General features: G+C 48.6%; 10 protein-coding genes, 1 tRNA gene and 1 other RNA gene. 5 read left to right on the forward strand and 7 right to left on the reverse strand.

The genetic code is table 11. The features are described from left to right. Window positions 1-26: 26 nt before the first annotated feature. The 3 genes from V2I46_13820 to V2I46_13830 all read right to left on the reverse strand — a co-directional run bounded on the left by V2I46_13820 (window position 27) and on the right by V2I46_13830 (window position 1,341). The gene (locus tag V2I46_13820; protein ID MEE4178579.1) at window positions 27-347 is read right to left on the reverse strand and encodes a hypothetical protein; all 321 of its coding nucleotides are present in this window, start codon (window positions 345-347) and stop codon (window positions 27-29) included. 16 nt (window positions 348-363) lie between these two features. Next, on the reverse strand, window positions 364-1,176 hold the full coding sequence (locus V2I46_13825) for a MotA/TolQ/ExbB proton channel family protein (GenBank protein ID MEE4178580.1): 813 nt from the start codon (window positions 1,174-1,176) through the stop codon (window positions 364-366). Between the two features lie 74 nt (window positions 1,177-1,250). Continuing rightward, a tRNA-Ser gene (locus V2I46_13830) sits at window positions 1,251-1,341 on the reverse strand. 185 nt (window positions 1,342-1,526) lie between these two features. Here V2I46_13830 and V2I46_13835 point away from each other — a divergent pair. Continuing rightward, window positions 1,527-2,909 (forward strand): PhoH family protein, encoded by a 1,383-nt coding sequence (locus V2I46_13835; protein ID MEE4178581.1) that lies wholly within the window; start codon window positions 1,527-1,529, stop codon window positions 2,907-2,909. Window positions 2,910-2,917: 8 nt separating this feature from the next. On the opposite strand, the gene V2I46_13840 is transcribed toward V2I46_13835, so the two are convergent. Then, window positions 2,918-3,928: a M28 family peptidase gene (locus V2I46_13840; protein MEE4178582.1), complete on the reverse strand. Its 1,011-nt coding sequence runs from the start codon at window positions 3,926-3,928 to the stop codon at window positions 2,918-2,920. A gap of 392 nt (window positions 3,929-4,320) precedes the next feature. Between V2I46_13840 and V2I46_13845 the strand changes: the two genes are divergently transcribed. Next, entirely contained in the window at window positions 4,321-5,037 is a 717-nt protein-coding gene (locus V2I46_13845) for a LuxR C-terminal-related transcriptional regulator (protein MEE4178583.1), read from the forward strand. A 72-nt stretch (window positions 5,038-5,109) separates the two neighbouring features. Here V2I46_13845 and V2I46_13850 read toward each other — a convergent pair whose 3' ends face one another. Further along, on the reverse strand, window positions 5,110-10,980 hold the full coding sequence (locus V2I46_13850; GenBank protein MEE4178584.1) for a T9SS type A sorting domain-containing protein: 5,871 nt from the start codon (window positions 10,978-10,980) through the stop codon (window positions 5,110-5,112). 706 nt (window positions 10,981-11,686) lie between these two features. Further along, window positions 11,687-12,063, reverse strand: a transfer-messenger RNA (tmRNA) gene (ssrA, locus tag V2I46_13855). A 293-nt stretch (window positions 12,064-12,356) separates the two neighbouring features. Here ssrA and V2I46_13860 point away from each other — a divergent pair. Then, on the forward strand, window positions 12,357-12,548 hold the full coding sequence (locus V2I46_13860) for a hypothetical protein (protein ID MEE4178585.1): 192 nt from the start codon (window positions 12,357-12,359) through the stop codon (window positions 12,546-12,548). Continuing rightward, the gene (locus tag V2I46_13865; GenBank protein ID MEE4178586.1) at window positions 12,549-12,902 is read left to right on the forward strand and encodes an MmcQ/YjbR family DNA-binding protein; all 354 of its coding nucleotides are present in this window, start codon (window positions 12,549-12,551) and stop codon (window positions 12,900-12,902) included. Window positions 12,903-12,958: 56 nt separating this feature from the next. Here the strand turns inward: V2I46_13865 and V2I46_13870 are convergent, their stop codons facing one another. After that, window positions 12,959-15,118, reverse strand: a complete 2,160-nt coding sequence (locus tag V2I46_13870; protein ID MEE4178587.1) for an aldehyde ferredoxin oxidoreductase C-terminal domain-containing protein — start codon at window positions 15,116-15,118, stop codon at window positions 12,959-12,961. Between the two features lie 400 nt (window positions 15,119-15,518). Between V2I46_13870 and V2I46_13875 the strand changes: the two genes are divergently transcribed. Beyond that, window positions 15,519-16,430 carry a lytic transglycosylase domain-containing protein gene (locus V2I46_13875; protein ID MEE4178588.1) on the forward strand — a complete coding sequence of 304 codons (912 nt, stop codon included), beginning with the start codon at window positions 15,519-15,521 and terminating at the stop codon, window positions 16,428-16,430. Window positions 16,431-16,540: the final 110 nt, after the last annotated feature.

A 16,540-nucleotide genomic window follows, 5' to 3' on the forward strand; every position in this document is an offset into this window, starting at 1 on the left:
ATGATCTCCTTATTTAGTTTTTTGGTTTATTTAAATAACTTGGCAACTTCTGTATAGACGGCGGTGAGCAAAGCCAGCCCAATCAGAATGAAGGTAGACAGGATGCCGGCACCAATCCATTTTGAAGCCGCGGGTCCAATATTGAATTTTGGGTACACCTCATTGGTGCTGAGGAAATACGCTACGACCACAATGACTGCCAGAATAAGGATACCAAGCAATGCTCCTTTGGCCTTCCCCAGATTCTGAACTATGTGGAAGATCGAGAAGAACACCGTGAGGATCACTGCCACCGCAATCAGGAAGTAGGTGACGTATATCCCGATGTTGATTATTGTTTCGTTCATAATTCGGGGGGTGTTTTTATTTTTTGTACTTAATCAGAAGGTCCATGAAAGAAATGGTGGAGTCTTCCATTGCGTTGACAATGCTGTCGATTTTACTTACGATGTAGTTGTAGAACACCTGAAGGATAACAGCCACGATCAGACCGAATACGGTGGTCAGAAGGGCCACTTTAATACCGTCGGCAACGATGGTGGGGGAGATGTCACCGGCAGCTGCGATGGCGTCGAATGCACCGATCATACCGATAACAGTACCCATAAATCCAAGCATGGGGGCGATGGCGATAAAGAGGGAAATCCAGGAGAGGTTCATCTCCAGGCGGCCCATTTGAACACCACCATAGGAAACGATTGATTTTTCAACAATCTCCATCCCTTCATCATAGCGGTCGAGGCCCTGGAAGAAAATGCTGGCAACCGGTCCGCGGGTGGTTTTGCAAACTTCCTTAGCAGCCTGAACACCACCGGTTTTGAGGGCGTCCTCAACCTTGTTGAGCAGTTTGGTAGTATTGGTGCTCGCCAGGTTCAGGTAAATAATGCGCTCAATGGAAAGGCCCAGACCAATAATGAGACACAACAGGATAACGCTCATAAAGCCAGCGCCACCTTCAATAAACTTTTCCTTCAGGATATAATGCCATTTTTGATCCCCATAGTCGGGTTCAAGGGCTCCTTGCATAGCCTCAGCAGGTGCGGCTTCCGTTTCCTGAACGATAGAATCGGTAACTTCGGTTGCTGCTTCCTCGGCATCAACTTGCGCACTGACAATGGTACTCAGACCAAAGGTGAGCATTCCTGCTACAGTCAAAAAGACGAATAATTTTTTCATAACTGATTCTGTTGGTTTTTGTTTAAACGAAATGGTTAACTGGTTAATTTGAATTGGGTTTTTTAGGTTGAAGCTGGCGGAGAGAGTGGGATTCGAACCCACGATCCGCTTGTGACGGATACACACTTTCCAGGCGTGCGCCTTCGACCACTCGGCCACCTCTCCCTTTTTGAAAAGTCCCAAACAGGGCTGAATTTTCAAGGTGCTAAAATACAAAAAAAAATAAACATAAAGTAAATTACTTGATTTTTTCAAAATAAGGGAAGCCTGATATTATTTTGCTTTGGAAATAAATCTTGTATACCTTTATTGCCCGCAAACCTGTTTGTATTGTTCTACTCATTTTTGTTATGGAAAAGACTACCACTGCCAGGGTAAAACCCCTTACCAAGCCTGGCCGGAAAACCAAAGGCGACCATAAAAGCAAGATTTTCGTTCTGGACACCTCGGTAATCATTTATAACCACGCCGCCATTGTTAGTTTTGAGGACAATGATGTTGCCCTTCCCATTACGGTGCTGGAAGAGCTCGACCAGTTCAAAAAGGGTAATGACACCAAAAACTTCGAGGCACGGGAGTTTACACGTATCCTCGATGCCCTGTCGTTGCACAGCTCACTGCAGGACTGGGTTCCGGTTGGCAACCCAAAGGGCGGCCGTATTAAGGTGATTATGAACCAGCCCAACGGAATCGATGCCGTACAGATCTTCGGCGAGGACAAAGCCGACCATCGCATCCTCAACGCCGCACTGAACCTGGTACGTGAATATCCCGAACGCAAGGTTATCCTGGTTTCGAAGGATATCAACCTGAGGCTTAAAGCCAAGTCGCTTAACATCCAGGCAGAGGACTTTGAAACCGGTAAGATTAAGAACATCGAAGAACTCTATACCGGTAAAACCCATTTAACCGATGTGCCCACTGATGTCATTGAGAACCTATACAATTTTGGTTTTTGTGAGATCAGCGACATTGGCCTTCCCGATCCTATCCCAAACCATTACTATATATTGTCGGACGGCAAGAATTCGGTGCTGGCATATTATAATGCCATTGAGAAACGGGTCAGGCGAATCGAAAAGCATACCGTTCAGAAGATCACCCCGCGAAATGCCGAACAGGTCTTCGCCCTGCACGCCATCCTGAATCCCGATGTGAAACTGGTGACCCTTCAGGGTGTTGCAGGTACCGGAAAGACCTTGCTGGCTCTGGCAGGTGCCCTGGAACAAAGACGCAACTTTGATCAGCTTTTTGTGGCCAGGCCCATTGTACCCCTCAGTAACCGCGATATTGGTTTCCTTCCCGGCGATATCAGTTCAAAGCTAAGCCCCTACATGGAACCGCTTTACGATAACCTGAAATTCATCCAGACCCAGTTCAGGGAAAAGGACCGTGAGTTTAAAACGATCACCGAAGCCCTGGAAAACGAAAAGATCGTGGTGGCCCCGCTGGCCTATATCAGGGGGCGCAGCCTCTCGAACATCATTTTCATCATTGATGAGGCACAAAACCTGACCCCGCACGAAATCAAGACCATTATTACACGCGCAGGCGAAAATACCAAGATGATCTTTACGGGTGACGTGTACCAGATTGACACGCCTTATCTGGATGCCCAGAGCAACGGATTGTCCTACTTGATTGACAGGGTGAAAAACCATCCCATCTATGCACACATCAAGTTGGAAAAAGGAGAACGCAGTGAACTCGCCAACCTGGCCAATAACCTTTAAGACAGGGCTTATTTTTCTTCGAAGATTACGGCAAGTACAGTCTGCCCCACCGCCTTCAGGGTGTTGGGGTCAATAATGTCCATGTCGTCCTCCAGGGTGTGCCATTGCGGAAAGAAGCCATGAAGATTATTATCTTCCTGGTGGATGATGTTTATGGTAGGGATGTTCCGGATCTTGTTCACATAATAATGGTCGTCAGTCACATACCCTCCCTGTTGCTCGACGAAATAGGCCCCATAGCCAATCCTGCGGGCAGTGGCCCATACTTTTCTGACAATATTCGGCGCATAAAACATGGAAAAGCCTTCCTGCCTGAACTGTGCACCACCAGCACCCACCATGTCGAGCAGTATGCCGAAGCGGGCATTGTAGTCGTGACGGTGGGGGGTATTTGACCAGTATTGAGACCCAAGCCCCCAGGAGTCTTCTGCGTTCTGATTCGATTGCTCGTGCTCACCGTAATCTTCAGCATCGAACAAAACAATGTCAATCCCAATGCCGGGTTCGTTCTGCGATAAAACCCTGGCGATCTCGATCAGCACACCCACACCACTTGCCCCGTCGTTAGCCCCGGGAATAGGCGTGTAATGGTTGGCCGGATCGGGGTCGAAGTCAGCATAGGGGCGGCTGTCCCAGTGGGCACAAAGCAGGATGCGGCTGCTGGCCCCAGGCTTAAAAGAGGCAACGATGTTGCTGATGTTAAGCACCGTGCCATCATAAGCCCTGACCTTCGCCTGCTGCACCTGGACGGTATCGGCAAAACGGCCCAGCGTAGTGGCTAGCCAATGGGCAGTTTGCTGATGGGCCTCGCTATTGGGAACCCTGGGACCAAAAGCCACCTGGCTGGCCACATAAGCATATGCAGAGTCCTGGTTAAACACGGGTACCTGGACAGATGGCGTATTATTTTTAGCAGCCGGATTGTTCCCCGCTTGACGATTGCCGCTATTGGAGCAGGCAATGGCAAATAGCATGATCGGAAGAAAAATAAAAGGAAGGTATTTGTGGATCGATGTCATAAGGCGAAGGAGTTGATTGTTGCAAAATTACTGAATTCAAGCATAACATCAGGGGATTGGAAAAAGGGTTTGCGCCCCTTGTTGAATTTTTCTTTGAACTTTTTTAAGGGAATTTAAATTAAATTGCCGCTTGAAAGGTGTGATACCCTCTGGATAAGAGGCAAATAATTTCTTAATGGTTATCATCCGTTCCTGTTTTTCGTTCCCTCGTATATCCGTAAAATCACTAACAGCCTTTGGTTTATCTTTTTATTAAAAACATAAATTGACATTAATTTTTCATAAAAAGATAAAATAACAGGATATGTTAGAAATGTTTGAAGTGTTTTTATCTTTGTTTCAGTGAATCTTCCAATGACAGATGAATTGATGAAGAACAAAAAGGAAAGGGTATGGAAAAATCGAAAAATACGAAAAAGCAAGTGCCACTTTCTGTTGAATTGGAAAAGGATGGTGTTTTGAAAACCAATCTTGATCTTAAAAAGAAGGTGCTTTTTTATGAAAAGATCTTCTCGGAAGTCAATGCCAGCATTTTGCTTTTCGACCTGATAAACCTGCGGGCTGTCTGGTCGAATGGAAATCTGACAAAAGTATTGGGTTTAAAGCCAAAACAAGTAATTGCCGGTGAAGAACTTATTGAGCATTACCATCCGGAGGACCAGAATATGCTGCTGGAGATGCGTGATTTTTTCAGGGACAACAAAAAAGGAACCTTCACTGGTTTTTATAAGTTCAGGAATACCACCGGAGAGTACATCTGGTTTTATACCACTGCCCAGCTATTCCGGTATAACCTCAAGGAAGGCGTGTTTGAGGTATTGGCTGCTACACTCAATTTCTCTGACCACCTGACTTATGGAAAAAACCTGAAAATATTTGCCCAGGAAAAACTCAGGGACATTAACAGTAAGCAGGTAAACCGGATCACCAACAGGGAAAAGCAGGTTGTAAAATACTTTTCCAATGGTTTCAGGACCCGTGAAATCGCTGATTTGCTTGGAATAAGTACCCATACGGTAAACAATCACCGCAAGAATATCCTGAGAAAACTGGAACTCAAAAACCTTGCTGCCCTTGTGAATTTTGCTGTTGAGAACGGCCTCGATTAATCGCTCCCTTTCGGAAACAAAAAAAAGCCACCCCCTCCCCGGGATGGCTTATGACGATTTACAGTTGTATTGCTACGGCTGATAAATCATCTTTCCTGAATAGGTTTCATTTCCTATGGTAATGCGGAACATATAGATGCCAGACTTCAGGGCTTGAGGGGTCCAGTCGACCCGGTTTGCGCCTGCAGGCATGGTTTCATCCTTCAGGACCTCAAGGGTTTGACCATAAAGGTTCATGATCTCAACCTTTACCTGGCTTTCGTTTTTCAGGACGAATTCCATGGTAGTGGTGCTCTTGAAGGGGTTGGGGTAGCTGGTGTAGAAAATACCCGCTGCATTCTCCTCAATGAGGTGGTTGGTGAAGTGCAGGTTTGAGATATTCACTTCGAAGGGACTTGCCTGGCTGCCATTGCCAATGGGGTTGAAGATCACTGAGATGATATCATCAGCAGTGAAACCCTTTTGGCCTTCTGCCGTTTTCAGGTCACTGAAGTTGATCCTGTATTGCTGCTCCTCGGGATTGAGGGTGATGACCGTGCGGTACTGTTCATTCCAGGCATGAATACTGGCCTTGGCAATCATAACCTCCACGGTTCCCACACCACTTGCATTGAAGACCACCTGATCGTACTGGGTCATGTCCATGGGCTGGGTGCCCGGGCCAAGCCTGCGGAACAGGGAAGCATAAGTCCTGACAGAACCCTTGATGGTGGCATCACGCTCAATGTTGTATGACCTGTCGTGAAGGACGCCTGTTTCAGGTTCAGTACTGAAATGGGTTACCACGGAATTGCCCGGATCATAATCAAACATCCAGGGGCCATCGGCATAATAGAGCACGTCGCGGGTGTTATCCTTGTTGTTGGCAATCGAGAAACCGGCATCAAACAGGTAACCTACAGGGATTTCTACGCTGGAGGTACCCGAAGTGGGGATGCTTACTTCAATCTGGAAGCTTTCCCTGTTGCCATTTTCTACAACGGCTTTGTTGCCGGTGAGGGTGATGCTCGATGCACCATTGGTGTTTACAAGGTTCAGCATTAACTTACCATTGCGGTATTGGCCGTTCCTGACATAAACCTGGGGAATCTGGGGCTCGGTGATGGCGTTCCTGAAGGTCAGGCTGCCAGTATTGCTCATCGATTCCAGGATGGTTTCTACCAGCTCGCGGGTGAACTGCGGGGTCACCGACCATACCTGGAAGTTAAATACTTCCTCGGTTCCGTTGGGATTGTACAGGCCATTGTACCAGCGGTTGTCAATGGTAAAGCCATTGTTTCTCCAGGTGGCGATAAAGCTTACTGCATAGTCCACATAACCGTTGGGGTGAACCAGCTTGCTAAGGATAAAGGGTTGTCCTGCGATCTGGATATGCCTGAGCTCTTCAAGTGAAGCGCCGGTCAGACGGTCGCAGATGACCTTGGTATGGTCATACACGGTGCCGGGATCGGTGGCAATGGCCAGGATGGCAGCCCTGCGGCTGTTGTCCTGCTGCAGGTAGTCAACGGCAAAGATCTCGTTGGCATTGGTAATGGCCAGCAGGTCGGCAGGGGTCGAGATGTAGGCGTGGGTTTCAGCAGGTCCTTGTTCGGGGATAAAATAGCTGATACCGGTGGAAGGCGTTCCGTCGAGGGTAGCCGTGTTAATGGCACCTGTGAGCATATCGCTGATCTGGAAGGCCGGCATTTCTTTTACCCGGTTTTCCTGGGCAATGTGCCTGCTTTCAACCAGGCGCTTGTGATTGCGCAGGGCGATCTGGGAAGCCATGTTGCCATCGCTTTCAATCCCACCATCGTCGCCACCGGTTGATTCACCAATGGTGACCACCACTTCATCGTAGTTGTTATCGAGGTTGGGGTCTTCCTGATCGAAGGGCATAATTTCGGCTGCATTGACAGCTGAAGGGATTGCCTCGCTGAGCAGCATACCTGTGCGGTATACCAGCATGGCATATTCGCCGGCAGGAATTGTGCCTATGGTCCAGATGCCCGTGTTGGGATCATAACTGCCATGGGTACCTTCATCCAAACGAATGATATAGGGGAATACATCGGGCAGGATGTTTTCAACGCTGACACCCGTGGCGTCAATATTTTGATTCAGGTTGGTCACCACTACGGCAAAGATCAGTTCATCAACAACATCCGGATCGGGTGTTGCAATATTGACTTCGATGGTAACCTGAAGATCGACCAGAATTTCGGGCTCTGCAATCACAAACTCAGCCACAGCCTGGCAATTGTCAGCATCGGTAACCGTCAATACGTAGGTGCCGGGGCCCAGGTCAGTAAGGTCAGGAGTGGTTTCACCATTACTCCAGGCATAGGTATAGGGTGGGTTTCCACCGCTTACGCTGGTTGAAATGGAACCATCGGTTTCACCATAAGCAGAAATTTGGTTGACCACGCCTTCGATGATGATCTCGGTGGGCTGTTCTACCACAATACCGCTTACATAAAGCATGCAGTTGATGCCATCGCTGATCTCCACGCTGTATTCGCCGGCGGGGATGTTCTCCAGGTTCTGGGTAGTGGCGCCGTTGCTCCACAGGAAGGTATAAGTGCCATTGCCATTGTGAACCTCAAGGTAAATGGCTCCGTCTTCTGCACCAAAGCAGCTTGCATTGACCACTTCGTAGAAGGCATACATCGTTTTCACGTAAATGGTAGCGGTAGCAAAGTTGCTGCAACCATTCTCGTCGGTATAGGTATAGGTGATTTCCCAGGTGCCTGCACCCACTGCTGTGGGGTCAAACATTCCGTTTTCAACGCCGGGGCCACTGTAAACACCGCCTTCGGGCATGCCGCCAGTCAGTTCAAAAGCAGGACCGTGCTCGCAAACATCCTCAAAGGGTGCCAGTGTTACCACGGGCAGTTCGTTTACCGTTATGTTAGCGGTAGCAAAATTGCTGCAACCGTTGGCATCGGTATAAGTGTAGGTGATCTCGAAAGTACCGTTGCCGGCTACTGCAGGGTCAAACATCCCATCGGCAACGCCGGTTCCGCTGTAAACACCGCCTTCGGGCATGCCGCCGGTAAGGACAAATGCGGGAACATCTTCGCAGACAGCTTCAAAGGAAGCAAGGCTTACCTCGGGCTGCTCATAAACGGTAATGGAAGCGGTAGCAAAGTTGCTGCAACCATTTTCATCGGTATAGGTATAGGTAATCTCGAAGGTGCCAATGCCGGCCACTGCGGGATCAAACATTCCATCCACAACACCTGTGCCGCTGTAAACGCCGCCTTCGGGCATTCCACCACTCAGGGCAAAAGCAGCAGCATTCTGGCAGAGGCTGTTGAATGCTGAGAGGCTAACCTCAGGCAGCTCATTAACAGTAATGAAAGCAGTGGCAAAGTTGCTGCACCCGTTTTCGTCGGTATAGGTATAAGTAATCTCAAAAGTACCGGTTCCTGATACTGCAGGATCAAACATCCCATCGGCCACACCGGTTCCACTGTAAACACCACCTTCGGGCATACCACCAGCAAGTGCAAATGCAGGAACATCTTCGCATAATGCTTCAAAAGAAGCCAGGGTAACCTCAGGCAGCTCATTCACGGTGATGGAAGCGGTGGCATAGTTACTGCAACCGTTGGCATCGGTATAAGTGTAGGTGATCTCGAACGTACCGTTGCCGGCTAATGCAGGGTCAAACATCCCATCGGCAACGCCGGTTCCGCTGTATACACCGCCTTCGGGCATGCCGCCGCTAAGGACAAATGCGGGAACATCTTCGCAGACAGCTTCAAAGGAAGCAAGGCTTACTTCGGGCTGCTCATAAACGGTAATGGAAGCGGTAGCAAAGTTGCTGCAACCATTTTCATCGGTATAGGTATAGGTAATCTCAAAGGTACCTACCCCAGCAATGGCGGGATCAAACATTCCATCCACAACACCTGTGCCGCTGTAAACGCCGCCTTCGGGCATTCCGCCGCCCAGTGAAACGGGGGCTGCATCCTGGCAAAGGCCAGTCAGTGCTGAAAGGCTTACTTCCGGAACTTCATTAACGATAACTTCCACCGAAGCGTTAGCTATGCACCCATTGTCAAAGGTCACCTCAACATTATAGGTGCCGCTTTCGCTTACCACGATACTTTGCGCAGTAGCGCCAGTGCTCCAGAGGTAGGAGGCACCTTCAGTGGCAGTCAGCTCAACCGAGCTGCCTTCGCAGAATTCAAGGTCGCCATCAGCAACAATTTCTGCTTCCATCATGGGGCCGGCTTCAATGGTAAAGCTGACCTCAAATTCACAGCCATTGGCATCGGTAAGGCTTACCAGATAGGTGCCGGGAACCAGGTTACTTGCCGTATAATCGCCGGTAACGGCCATTGCCTTCAAAAGAAGCTCTTCCATCGACAGGGAGTTCCTGTTGCGGCTGGCTTCGTTGTTGCGAATGCGGGAAGTGGCGCTCACCATTTTCTCAGGGGTGCCGTCCAGCATTACGGGCTGACCGTTCCCATCGGTAATAATTAAGGTATAAGGAGGCGTGCCACCCAATACGTTGATGCCTGCAGCACCATCACCTGCGCCGTAGCAGCTTTCGTCCTGAACCTGGTTGATCAGGGCTTCAAGGGCAGCTTCGGGTTCTTCAACCATAAAGGTATATTCTGCGCTGCAACCATTGACATCAGTTACTGTCAGGGTATATTCCCCGGCCATCAGGTTCGTGGCTTCAGGTCCTGAAAGAGCCATGTCGTGACTCCAGGCATACTGGTAAGGTGCGTAGCCTCCGCTGACTTCAGCCAGGATGCTTCCGTCGTTTCCGCCAAAACAAGCCACATTTTCAACAAGGCCTGAAAGGCTCAGGGAAACCTCCTCAACCATAACCAGGGTTTCTGCAGGAGGACATCCATCGGTGGTCAGGGCATCAGCTACAATAAATGACCACTGGCCTGCAATATCGGCAAACACCGATTCGCCGGTTCCGGCAACCTCACCCAGGGGGTTGATCCACTGAAGGGTATAAGGAGGTTTGCCACCACTAACGTTAGCTGTTAATTCAACGCCTGAACCCTCGCAAAACAAGGGGCTTACAGGGCTTACTTCAATCAGCATTTCAGGATAAACATATACCCGGGTGGTTTCGCAGTATTCACCGCCAAAACCAATGCAGGATTCTGCTGCGGTTACGTTTCCGCATACGTTGAATTCAACGTAGCCAGGATAAAGGGGCATGCCTTCGCTCCAGGTAAAGGTGGGGCTGTCAAGGCCGGTTGAGAAGTCGAGGCTGCTGACAAAATCGCCGCTCCAGGTAACCGAAGATTCCTGGAAGCCAAAAACTTCAAGCTGGGTGCTGCAATCCTGGCGAACTTCAAAATCAGGAATGGTAGGCTTGGAGTAGGCATTGATGACCAGCTCATAGGTGTTCTGGCCGGGCTTGCAAAAGGTAAGGGCATATATGCCGCCTTCGGAAACACAAACCTGATCGCCTATTTTATAGGAAGGGTTGGCACAGGTGCCATCGGCAAGTGGCAGCGGGGTGAGCCACCAGTCGGCTGCCCCGGTGGCTGTTGCACCGGCAAGGTCAATGCTCACTGCCGCGGTCTGGTCGGAAAGGATCAGCAGCACTTCAAAGCAGCGGTTTCCGCCACCTTCAATGCCACAGCACAGACCACTGCGAAAATCGTCGGTAAGGTAATAAGATCCATCGGGTTGATCGGACAAATCAACAACGATAAAGGGAACATTCTCATCGCATAGTCCCGACGGTTCATAAACCACAGTTTCTGCATTTTTCATCAGCGACTGAAGCTCAGAATTAGTACCCGTAAGATTGGTAAGGGATGAACGGTACAGGCCTTCAGGGCTGGAAGACACCAGGCCGCTGGTCGAAAGGCTCTGTCCGGCGTGAGGCTCTTCAAAAGTCTGGGCCATCAGGCCAGTACTTAAGAAAAGCAGACAAGAGAGTAACACGCCAACATAGTTGCGTAAAATTTTCTTCATTTTGGGGAGGGTTTAATGAATTAATGAAAAGGTAAGAGCGTTCGAAAAATCTTCATGGTTGATTTTACAAGTTAAAATTACGCCCCCTGCTAAGGGCGAACAATTAGGATAAACCCATATTTTTATCTAAGGGAAATTACTAATAAAACACTCCAAAGCCTAGGGGTTTTGATTAGTCGTTATTATGTAAAGTAAAGGAAAACAGCGTATTAAGAATTACTAAAAAATCAATACCCCTAAAACATAAAATGAAATAATTTTGCCGACAAAACACGTATTGCCCATTTTTCTCAAAATCAAACAGGTAAAAATGTCGACAAGAAATTGAAATATGCATACAAATGAATAGGCTTTTATTCAATACAGGTGCATTTATTCCGATTGTTTAGGGAAATCCCTTAAAAACAACCTTACCCCTTCATTTAAAGAGTTCTGTTTGACCGGCCAACCACATTAAAGTTTCAGGATCTCCAGCAGGCTGATTTCATAGGGAAGCCGGCAAGGGTGGTTTCAATGTAAAATTGAACCAGGGTATAGGTAAATACGGAGTTAATTCGGGGTTTATACGGTTTAAACCGTATAAACCCCGAGGATGGTACCTCCCTGGTACGAGGGTCATGCTAAGTTGCAATCGACAATAAAAAGGAAATTGGTTTTGAAGTCCCAGCAAAAAAAGGCTGCCCCCTGGAAAGAGGCAGCCTTTATTTCGTGGAGCTGGAGGGAATTGAACCCTCGTCCAAACAGGCAGCAAAAATGCTTTCTACATGCTTATCCTTTCATTGGGGTTTCAGCTTTGGACTGGGGAAAGGCGGCCCTATCCATTGCCTGAGCCCTTAAATTTTTCGTCCATGCACCAGGGCTTTACATGGCTTATCCCGGCTTTTGATGATGCTTCCTTGGGGACGCGGCCGGGCGTGGCTTCCCGGGAAGCAAATGGCACTTAATAACTATTATTAAGCAGCCAAAGCGTAGTTGTAATCGTTGCCGTTTACAGGCTTGAGAATCGGGATTTACGAGCCGCGTTCACAGCGCTCGGCATGCTTACATTCCCACTCGACCTGCTGTCAAATCCATGTCAGCCCCTGAGAATGTTATGCAAAGATACGAAAAAAAGAGGAAACAGGGATGGGGTGATGAGCAAATTTGAAGATGAGGGATCTTTAGTTGAGAAGTTGAAAAGTTGAGAAGTTGAAAAGTTGAATGGTTGAATGGTTGAATGGTTGAATGGTTGCAAGGGCTCTGATAATTGGCCTTTTTATAATAGTTGTCGTGGGGTTGAATGGGCTTTCCCGATTTTTTCGTAATATTGTGAAGGTTGAATGTCCAATGATTTTGCCCGTAAGGGATTGGGAAAAGAACTCAAATAATAACACATAATGGGAAAAGCGATCGTGAAGTGCAACATTGCCACGTATGCCGAGGACGAGTACATCGTGGAAGTGCCCTGCAAAAAGGACGACATTGACGAGGTCATCATCGCCCGGGCCTGGAAGAAACTCAAGGAACAGGAAGAAGCTCTCCCTTACGGGAACCGGACGGCAGTTATTCTGCAACGCACTGAGGAATAAATGGACGTTGAGACTTTCCGCGATTATTGCCTGGCCAAAAAAGGAGTGACCGAAGGGTTTCCTTTCGACCAGGAGACCCTGGTTTTTAAGGTCATGGGAAAGATGTTTGCCTTAACGGATGTGGATACTTTTCCCAGCATCAGCTTAAAGTGCGATCCGGAACTGGCCATTGAGCTGCGCGAACGCTATCCTGCCGTTCAGCCCGCATACCATTTTAACAAGAAGTACTGGAATATGGTGATCCTCGATGGATCCGTTTCCGATCAATTGCTGTTCAAATGGATTGACCATTCGTACGAACAGGTGGTGGCAGGCCTTCCAAAAAAACTTCAGCAAGAGCTGAAAGCCTTATAAAAAAAACCGCAGCGGATGACCCTTGCGGTTTTTCTTTATCGATACCCGTAAAGGGTTTATGCGAGATAGGGTTTTACAACCTCTACGACTTCGGGTAAATCCATTCCCAGGTCCTTGAGGTGTTCAAGGGTGGGGATCCCATTCCGGGTCCAGCCACGGCGTTCGTAAACGGCATCCAGAAGTTTCTCGTACTGTGCTTCGCGGTGCTTGCGCAAAGCGGCCATTTTCTCCTGGGTGGTCTTGCCTTCGGTTTCGTAACCGACGATTTCTTTCAGTTGTTTGTCATAGCGTTCGGCACGTGATTCATACTCTTCCACAGTCACGGGGCCTGCGGCACGGTATGGCTGGGCATCGTGCTTGCGCTGCCCGTAACCACGCCTGAGGTTGAAGACACGCTGGAAGTTGTAAACCCGTTCGCTCATGCGGATCATCTCATCCTTATCGAAGGGCTTTCCGGTCACTGCAGTGTAAATAGCCACATAGTTATCTACGTGCTCGGGGATCTTATGAGGTTCTTCTGCCTCAGCGTTGCCTTCGGGCACCACGTCGTTCCAGCAGAGCTTGCAGAGGCCCATCAGGCCGAACCAGGTGCGGAACATGGGGAAATAGTGCAGGGCTTCTGCTTTGTCGTCGAAGCTTGGGATCTGGTTGTTCACCATATCCATAAAGATCAGCCAGGCCTCATCGTGCTGCGGGCCCTTGTTGGTCATGGCATAACCGCCCTGCTGGGCCAGCGACTCCTTGGAGACATACTGGCTGTATTCCAGACCTTTGTTTTCCATGCCGATGTCCTGCAGGAACTTGGGGTCGCCCCAGCCTTTCTCGATGAATAGCTCCTTCATCTTACGTACACCCATGCCGGCTATCAGGCCAAAACCCTCACCGCGGGCAAGCTGGTGCATCACTTCCATGGAGTTTTCCCAGTCACCAAAGTTCAGCTCCAGGCCACCGGTGCGTTCCTTGTTCAGGATACCGTTCTCATAGCATTCCATGACGAAAGCCATCAGCGTACCCCAGGTGATGGTGCAGATGCCGTAAGTGTCGCAATAGAAATTTGCTTCAATGATGGCTTCGGGCTCAAACACACCCATGTTGGAACCCAGACCGGCTGCGTTCTCATATTCCGGGCCATCTACAATCACTTTATCCCCTTTGTAAGGGCCGGTCTTCAGCACGAAGTCATCCACTGCCTTGGCACACGACATATTGCATCCTATCCAGCAGCCGTCGGGCATATTCTGGGTGAAGTATTTGTCGCGGAAAATGTTGCTATGGATTTTTTCGCCTTCGGGCAGGCTGCCGTATTTGAAGTTATGCGTGGGCAGCAGGTCGTAGTCCTGCATTACGTTGACGATGTTGGCAGTTCCTTTTTTGCGCATCTGGCACTGTTGGTCGTCCAGTTCGCGCATCTCACGGTTAAAGCGGCGGCCGCGCTCCTTGATGGTTTCCAGGTCGGCCACATGATTCAGGTCGCCCGATACGCCAGTGATGCGTGATACGATGGCCTTAATATTCTTGTCGCGGAAAACGGTACCCAGCCCGCCCCTGCCAGCTTGCTTCAGGCGGATCTTCTTGCGTTTCACATCGTAAAAGGTGAAGTTAAGCATGCCAATCAGCGAGTGGTCGGCAGCAGCACCCGAGGAAACGATGCCAATGTTCCGGTAATCTTTTTCATCCTGGGCAAACATCTCGGTAAGTTCTTCTGCCAGGATATGTGAATCTTTGCTCAAACCGGGATCTTCAAAGATCTCGATGGTGTGGTTTACGCCATCGATGTATATGATCACGTCCTTATCGGCTTTGCCCTGCAGTTCAAGGGCATCATAACCCGAAAATTTCAGGAAAGGGCCAAAGAAACCGCCTACATTGGAGTCCATGATCGAGTCGGTCTGGGGCGAGATGCTAACCAGTAGGGATTTTCCGGAACCTGAATACTGGGTAATGCCTCCCACAGGGCCCGATGAGATAATGATCTCGTTTTCGGGGTCATTCCAGCGGGTGTCGGGCTTGGTGGCATCCCACAAAAGGCGCAGGCCATAGCCTTTGCCCCCGATAAACTTTTCCTTCATCACGGGCGGTACGTCCTTTTCACGTATTTCCTTTGTGCCAACGTTGATGTACAGAATCTTGTCGGTGTAACCGCGTTCCAGGGCTTTATACTGGTAATCCACTTTCTTGAGGATCTTGCGGCCTTCCTTTAATTCGGCAATGTTCATATACTTTGTCTCCTTTAAATGTGTTTGTTTTTAACCGTTTACAAAACTACAAAATTTAAGTAACGGCCAAATTTTTTCAATGGGAAATAGCGATTGGCAAGGGATTCATAACGCTCGTCAGTCTTTTTTTGTCGTTAATATATGATTTGATATCGTTGACATGAATTTTGTTCTCTGATTCACAGCCTTTCCTCTTTATTCAGTATATTTGTGAAAAATTGAACAACCTATTGTAAACCAGATTTGATAAGGCTTTGCAAATATTTTTCATTTACTTTCGTTAGTATTTAGAATGAGTAAAAATTAGCTTATCGGGCGTTTTCCCGACCTTTTGATGAATACGATGAGAAAAATTTTCCGGTAATTTGCCCTTCTCAAACTTGTTAATCTTTGTACCTCTATGTTAAAACGTTTTCTACTTCCCCTGGCCTTTTTGGTTTTTGCTGTCGCTGCCGTTATTTTATTTGTTTTCTGGACTGAAGCCGATACAGAGGAAAACTATTTCCGTGAATCTTTTCGTAACCACTATGGCATCTATGCCCTTCCCCTGCCCGATTCGCTAAACTTTGCCGGTGAGCCTGTACCTATGGATGAATGGGACCTGCGCGAGCGCTACGACCGCGAGCTGCTGGTAAATACTTACTGGCAAAGCAATACCATGTTGTATTTCAAACGCGCCAACCGTTGGTTCCCCGTGATGGAACCCATCCTGGCCGCACATGGCGTCCCCGACGACTTTAAATACCTTGCCATTATTGAAAGCGGACTGATGAACGTGGTTTCGCCTGCAGGGGCTGCAGGATATTGGCAATTGCTGCAGCACACCGGAAGGGAATTGGGACTGGAGGTCAATACCCAGATCGACGAGCGCTATCACTTAGAGAAGGCTACCGCAGCCGCATGCAAATACCTGCTGGATGCCCGCGAGCGTTTTGGAAGCTGGACCCTGGCCGCTGCAGCATATAATATGGGAAATGCAGGCGTGAACCGACAGATCGAAAGCCAGAAGGTGAATGATTATTACGACCTTTATCTCAACGAGGAAACCGCACGATATATGTTCCGTATCCTGGCCGTTAAGACCATTTTCAGCAATCCACAGGGCAGCGGCTTTTATTTCCGGGAAGAGGACCTGTATGAACCGCTAAAATACAGCACCATCGTGGTCGATTCTACCATTACCGACCTGCCGGCTTTTGCCCTTCAGCAAGGGATCAACTACAAACAGCTTCGTCTCCTCAACCCCTGGATCCGGGGGACTGAATTGCCCAACCGCTCAGGGAAGGTTTATGAAATTAAGTTACCGGAATAGGGGAAGGTTTGGGATTTGGAGTTCAAGGTTCAAGGTTTAAGGTTTAAGGTTCAAGGTTTAAGGTTCAAGGTTTAAGGTTCAAAGTTTAAGGTTCAAGGTTCAAGGTTCAA

It is taken from the genome of Bacteroides sp. (genome assembly GCA_036351255.1).
Classification (GTDB): domain Bacteria; phylum Bacteroidota; class Bacteroidia; order Bacteroidales; family UBA7960; genus UBA7960.

Bases quoted from the DNA above. Each gene is read 5' to 3' on its own strand.
- V2I46_13820 (MEE4178579.1), bottom strand. From the start codon at position 347: ATGAACGAAACAATAATCAACATCGGGATATACGTCACCTACTTCCTG.
- V2I46_13825 (MEE4178580.1), bottom strand. From the start codon at position 1,176: ATGAAAAAATTATTCGTCTTTTTGACTGTAGCAGGAATGCTCACCTTT.
- V2I46_13835 (MEE4178581.1), top strand. From the start codon at position 1,527: ATGGAAAAGACTACCACTGCCAGGGTAAAACCCCTTACCAAGCCTGGC.
- V2I46_13840 (MEE4178582.1), bottom strand. From the start codon at position 3,928: ATGACATCGATCCACAAATACCTTCCTTTTATTTTTCTTCCGATCATG.
- V2I46_13845 (MEE4178583.1), top strand. From the start codon at position 4,321: ATGGAAAAATCGAAAAATACGAAAAAGCAAGTGCCACTTTCTGTTGAA.
- V2I46_13850 (MEE4178584.1), bottom strand. From the start codon at position 10,980: ATGAAGAAAATTTTACGCAACTATGTTGGCGTGTTACTCTCTTGTCTG.
- V2I46_13860 (MEE4178585.1), top strand. From the start codon at position 12,357: ATGGGAAAAGCGATCGTGAAGTGCAACATTGCCACGTATGCCGAGGAC.
- V2I46_13865 (MEE4178586.1), top strand. From the start codon at position 12,549: ATGGACGTTGAGACTTTCCGCGATTATTGCCTGGCCAAAAAAGGAGTG.
- V2I46_13870 (MEE4178587.1), bottom strand. From the start codon at position 15,118: ATGAACATTGCCGAATTAAAGGAAGGCCGCAAGATCCTCAAGAAAGTG.
- V2I46_13875 (MEE4178588.1), top strand. From the start codon at position 15,519: ATGTTAAAACGTTTTCTACTTCCCCTGGCCTTTTTGGTTTTTGCTGTC.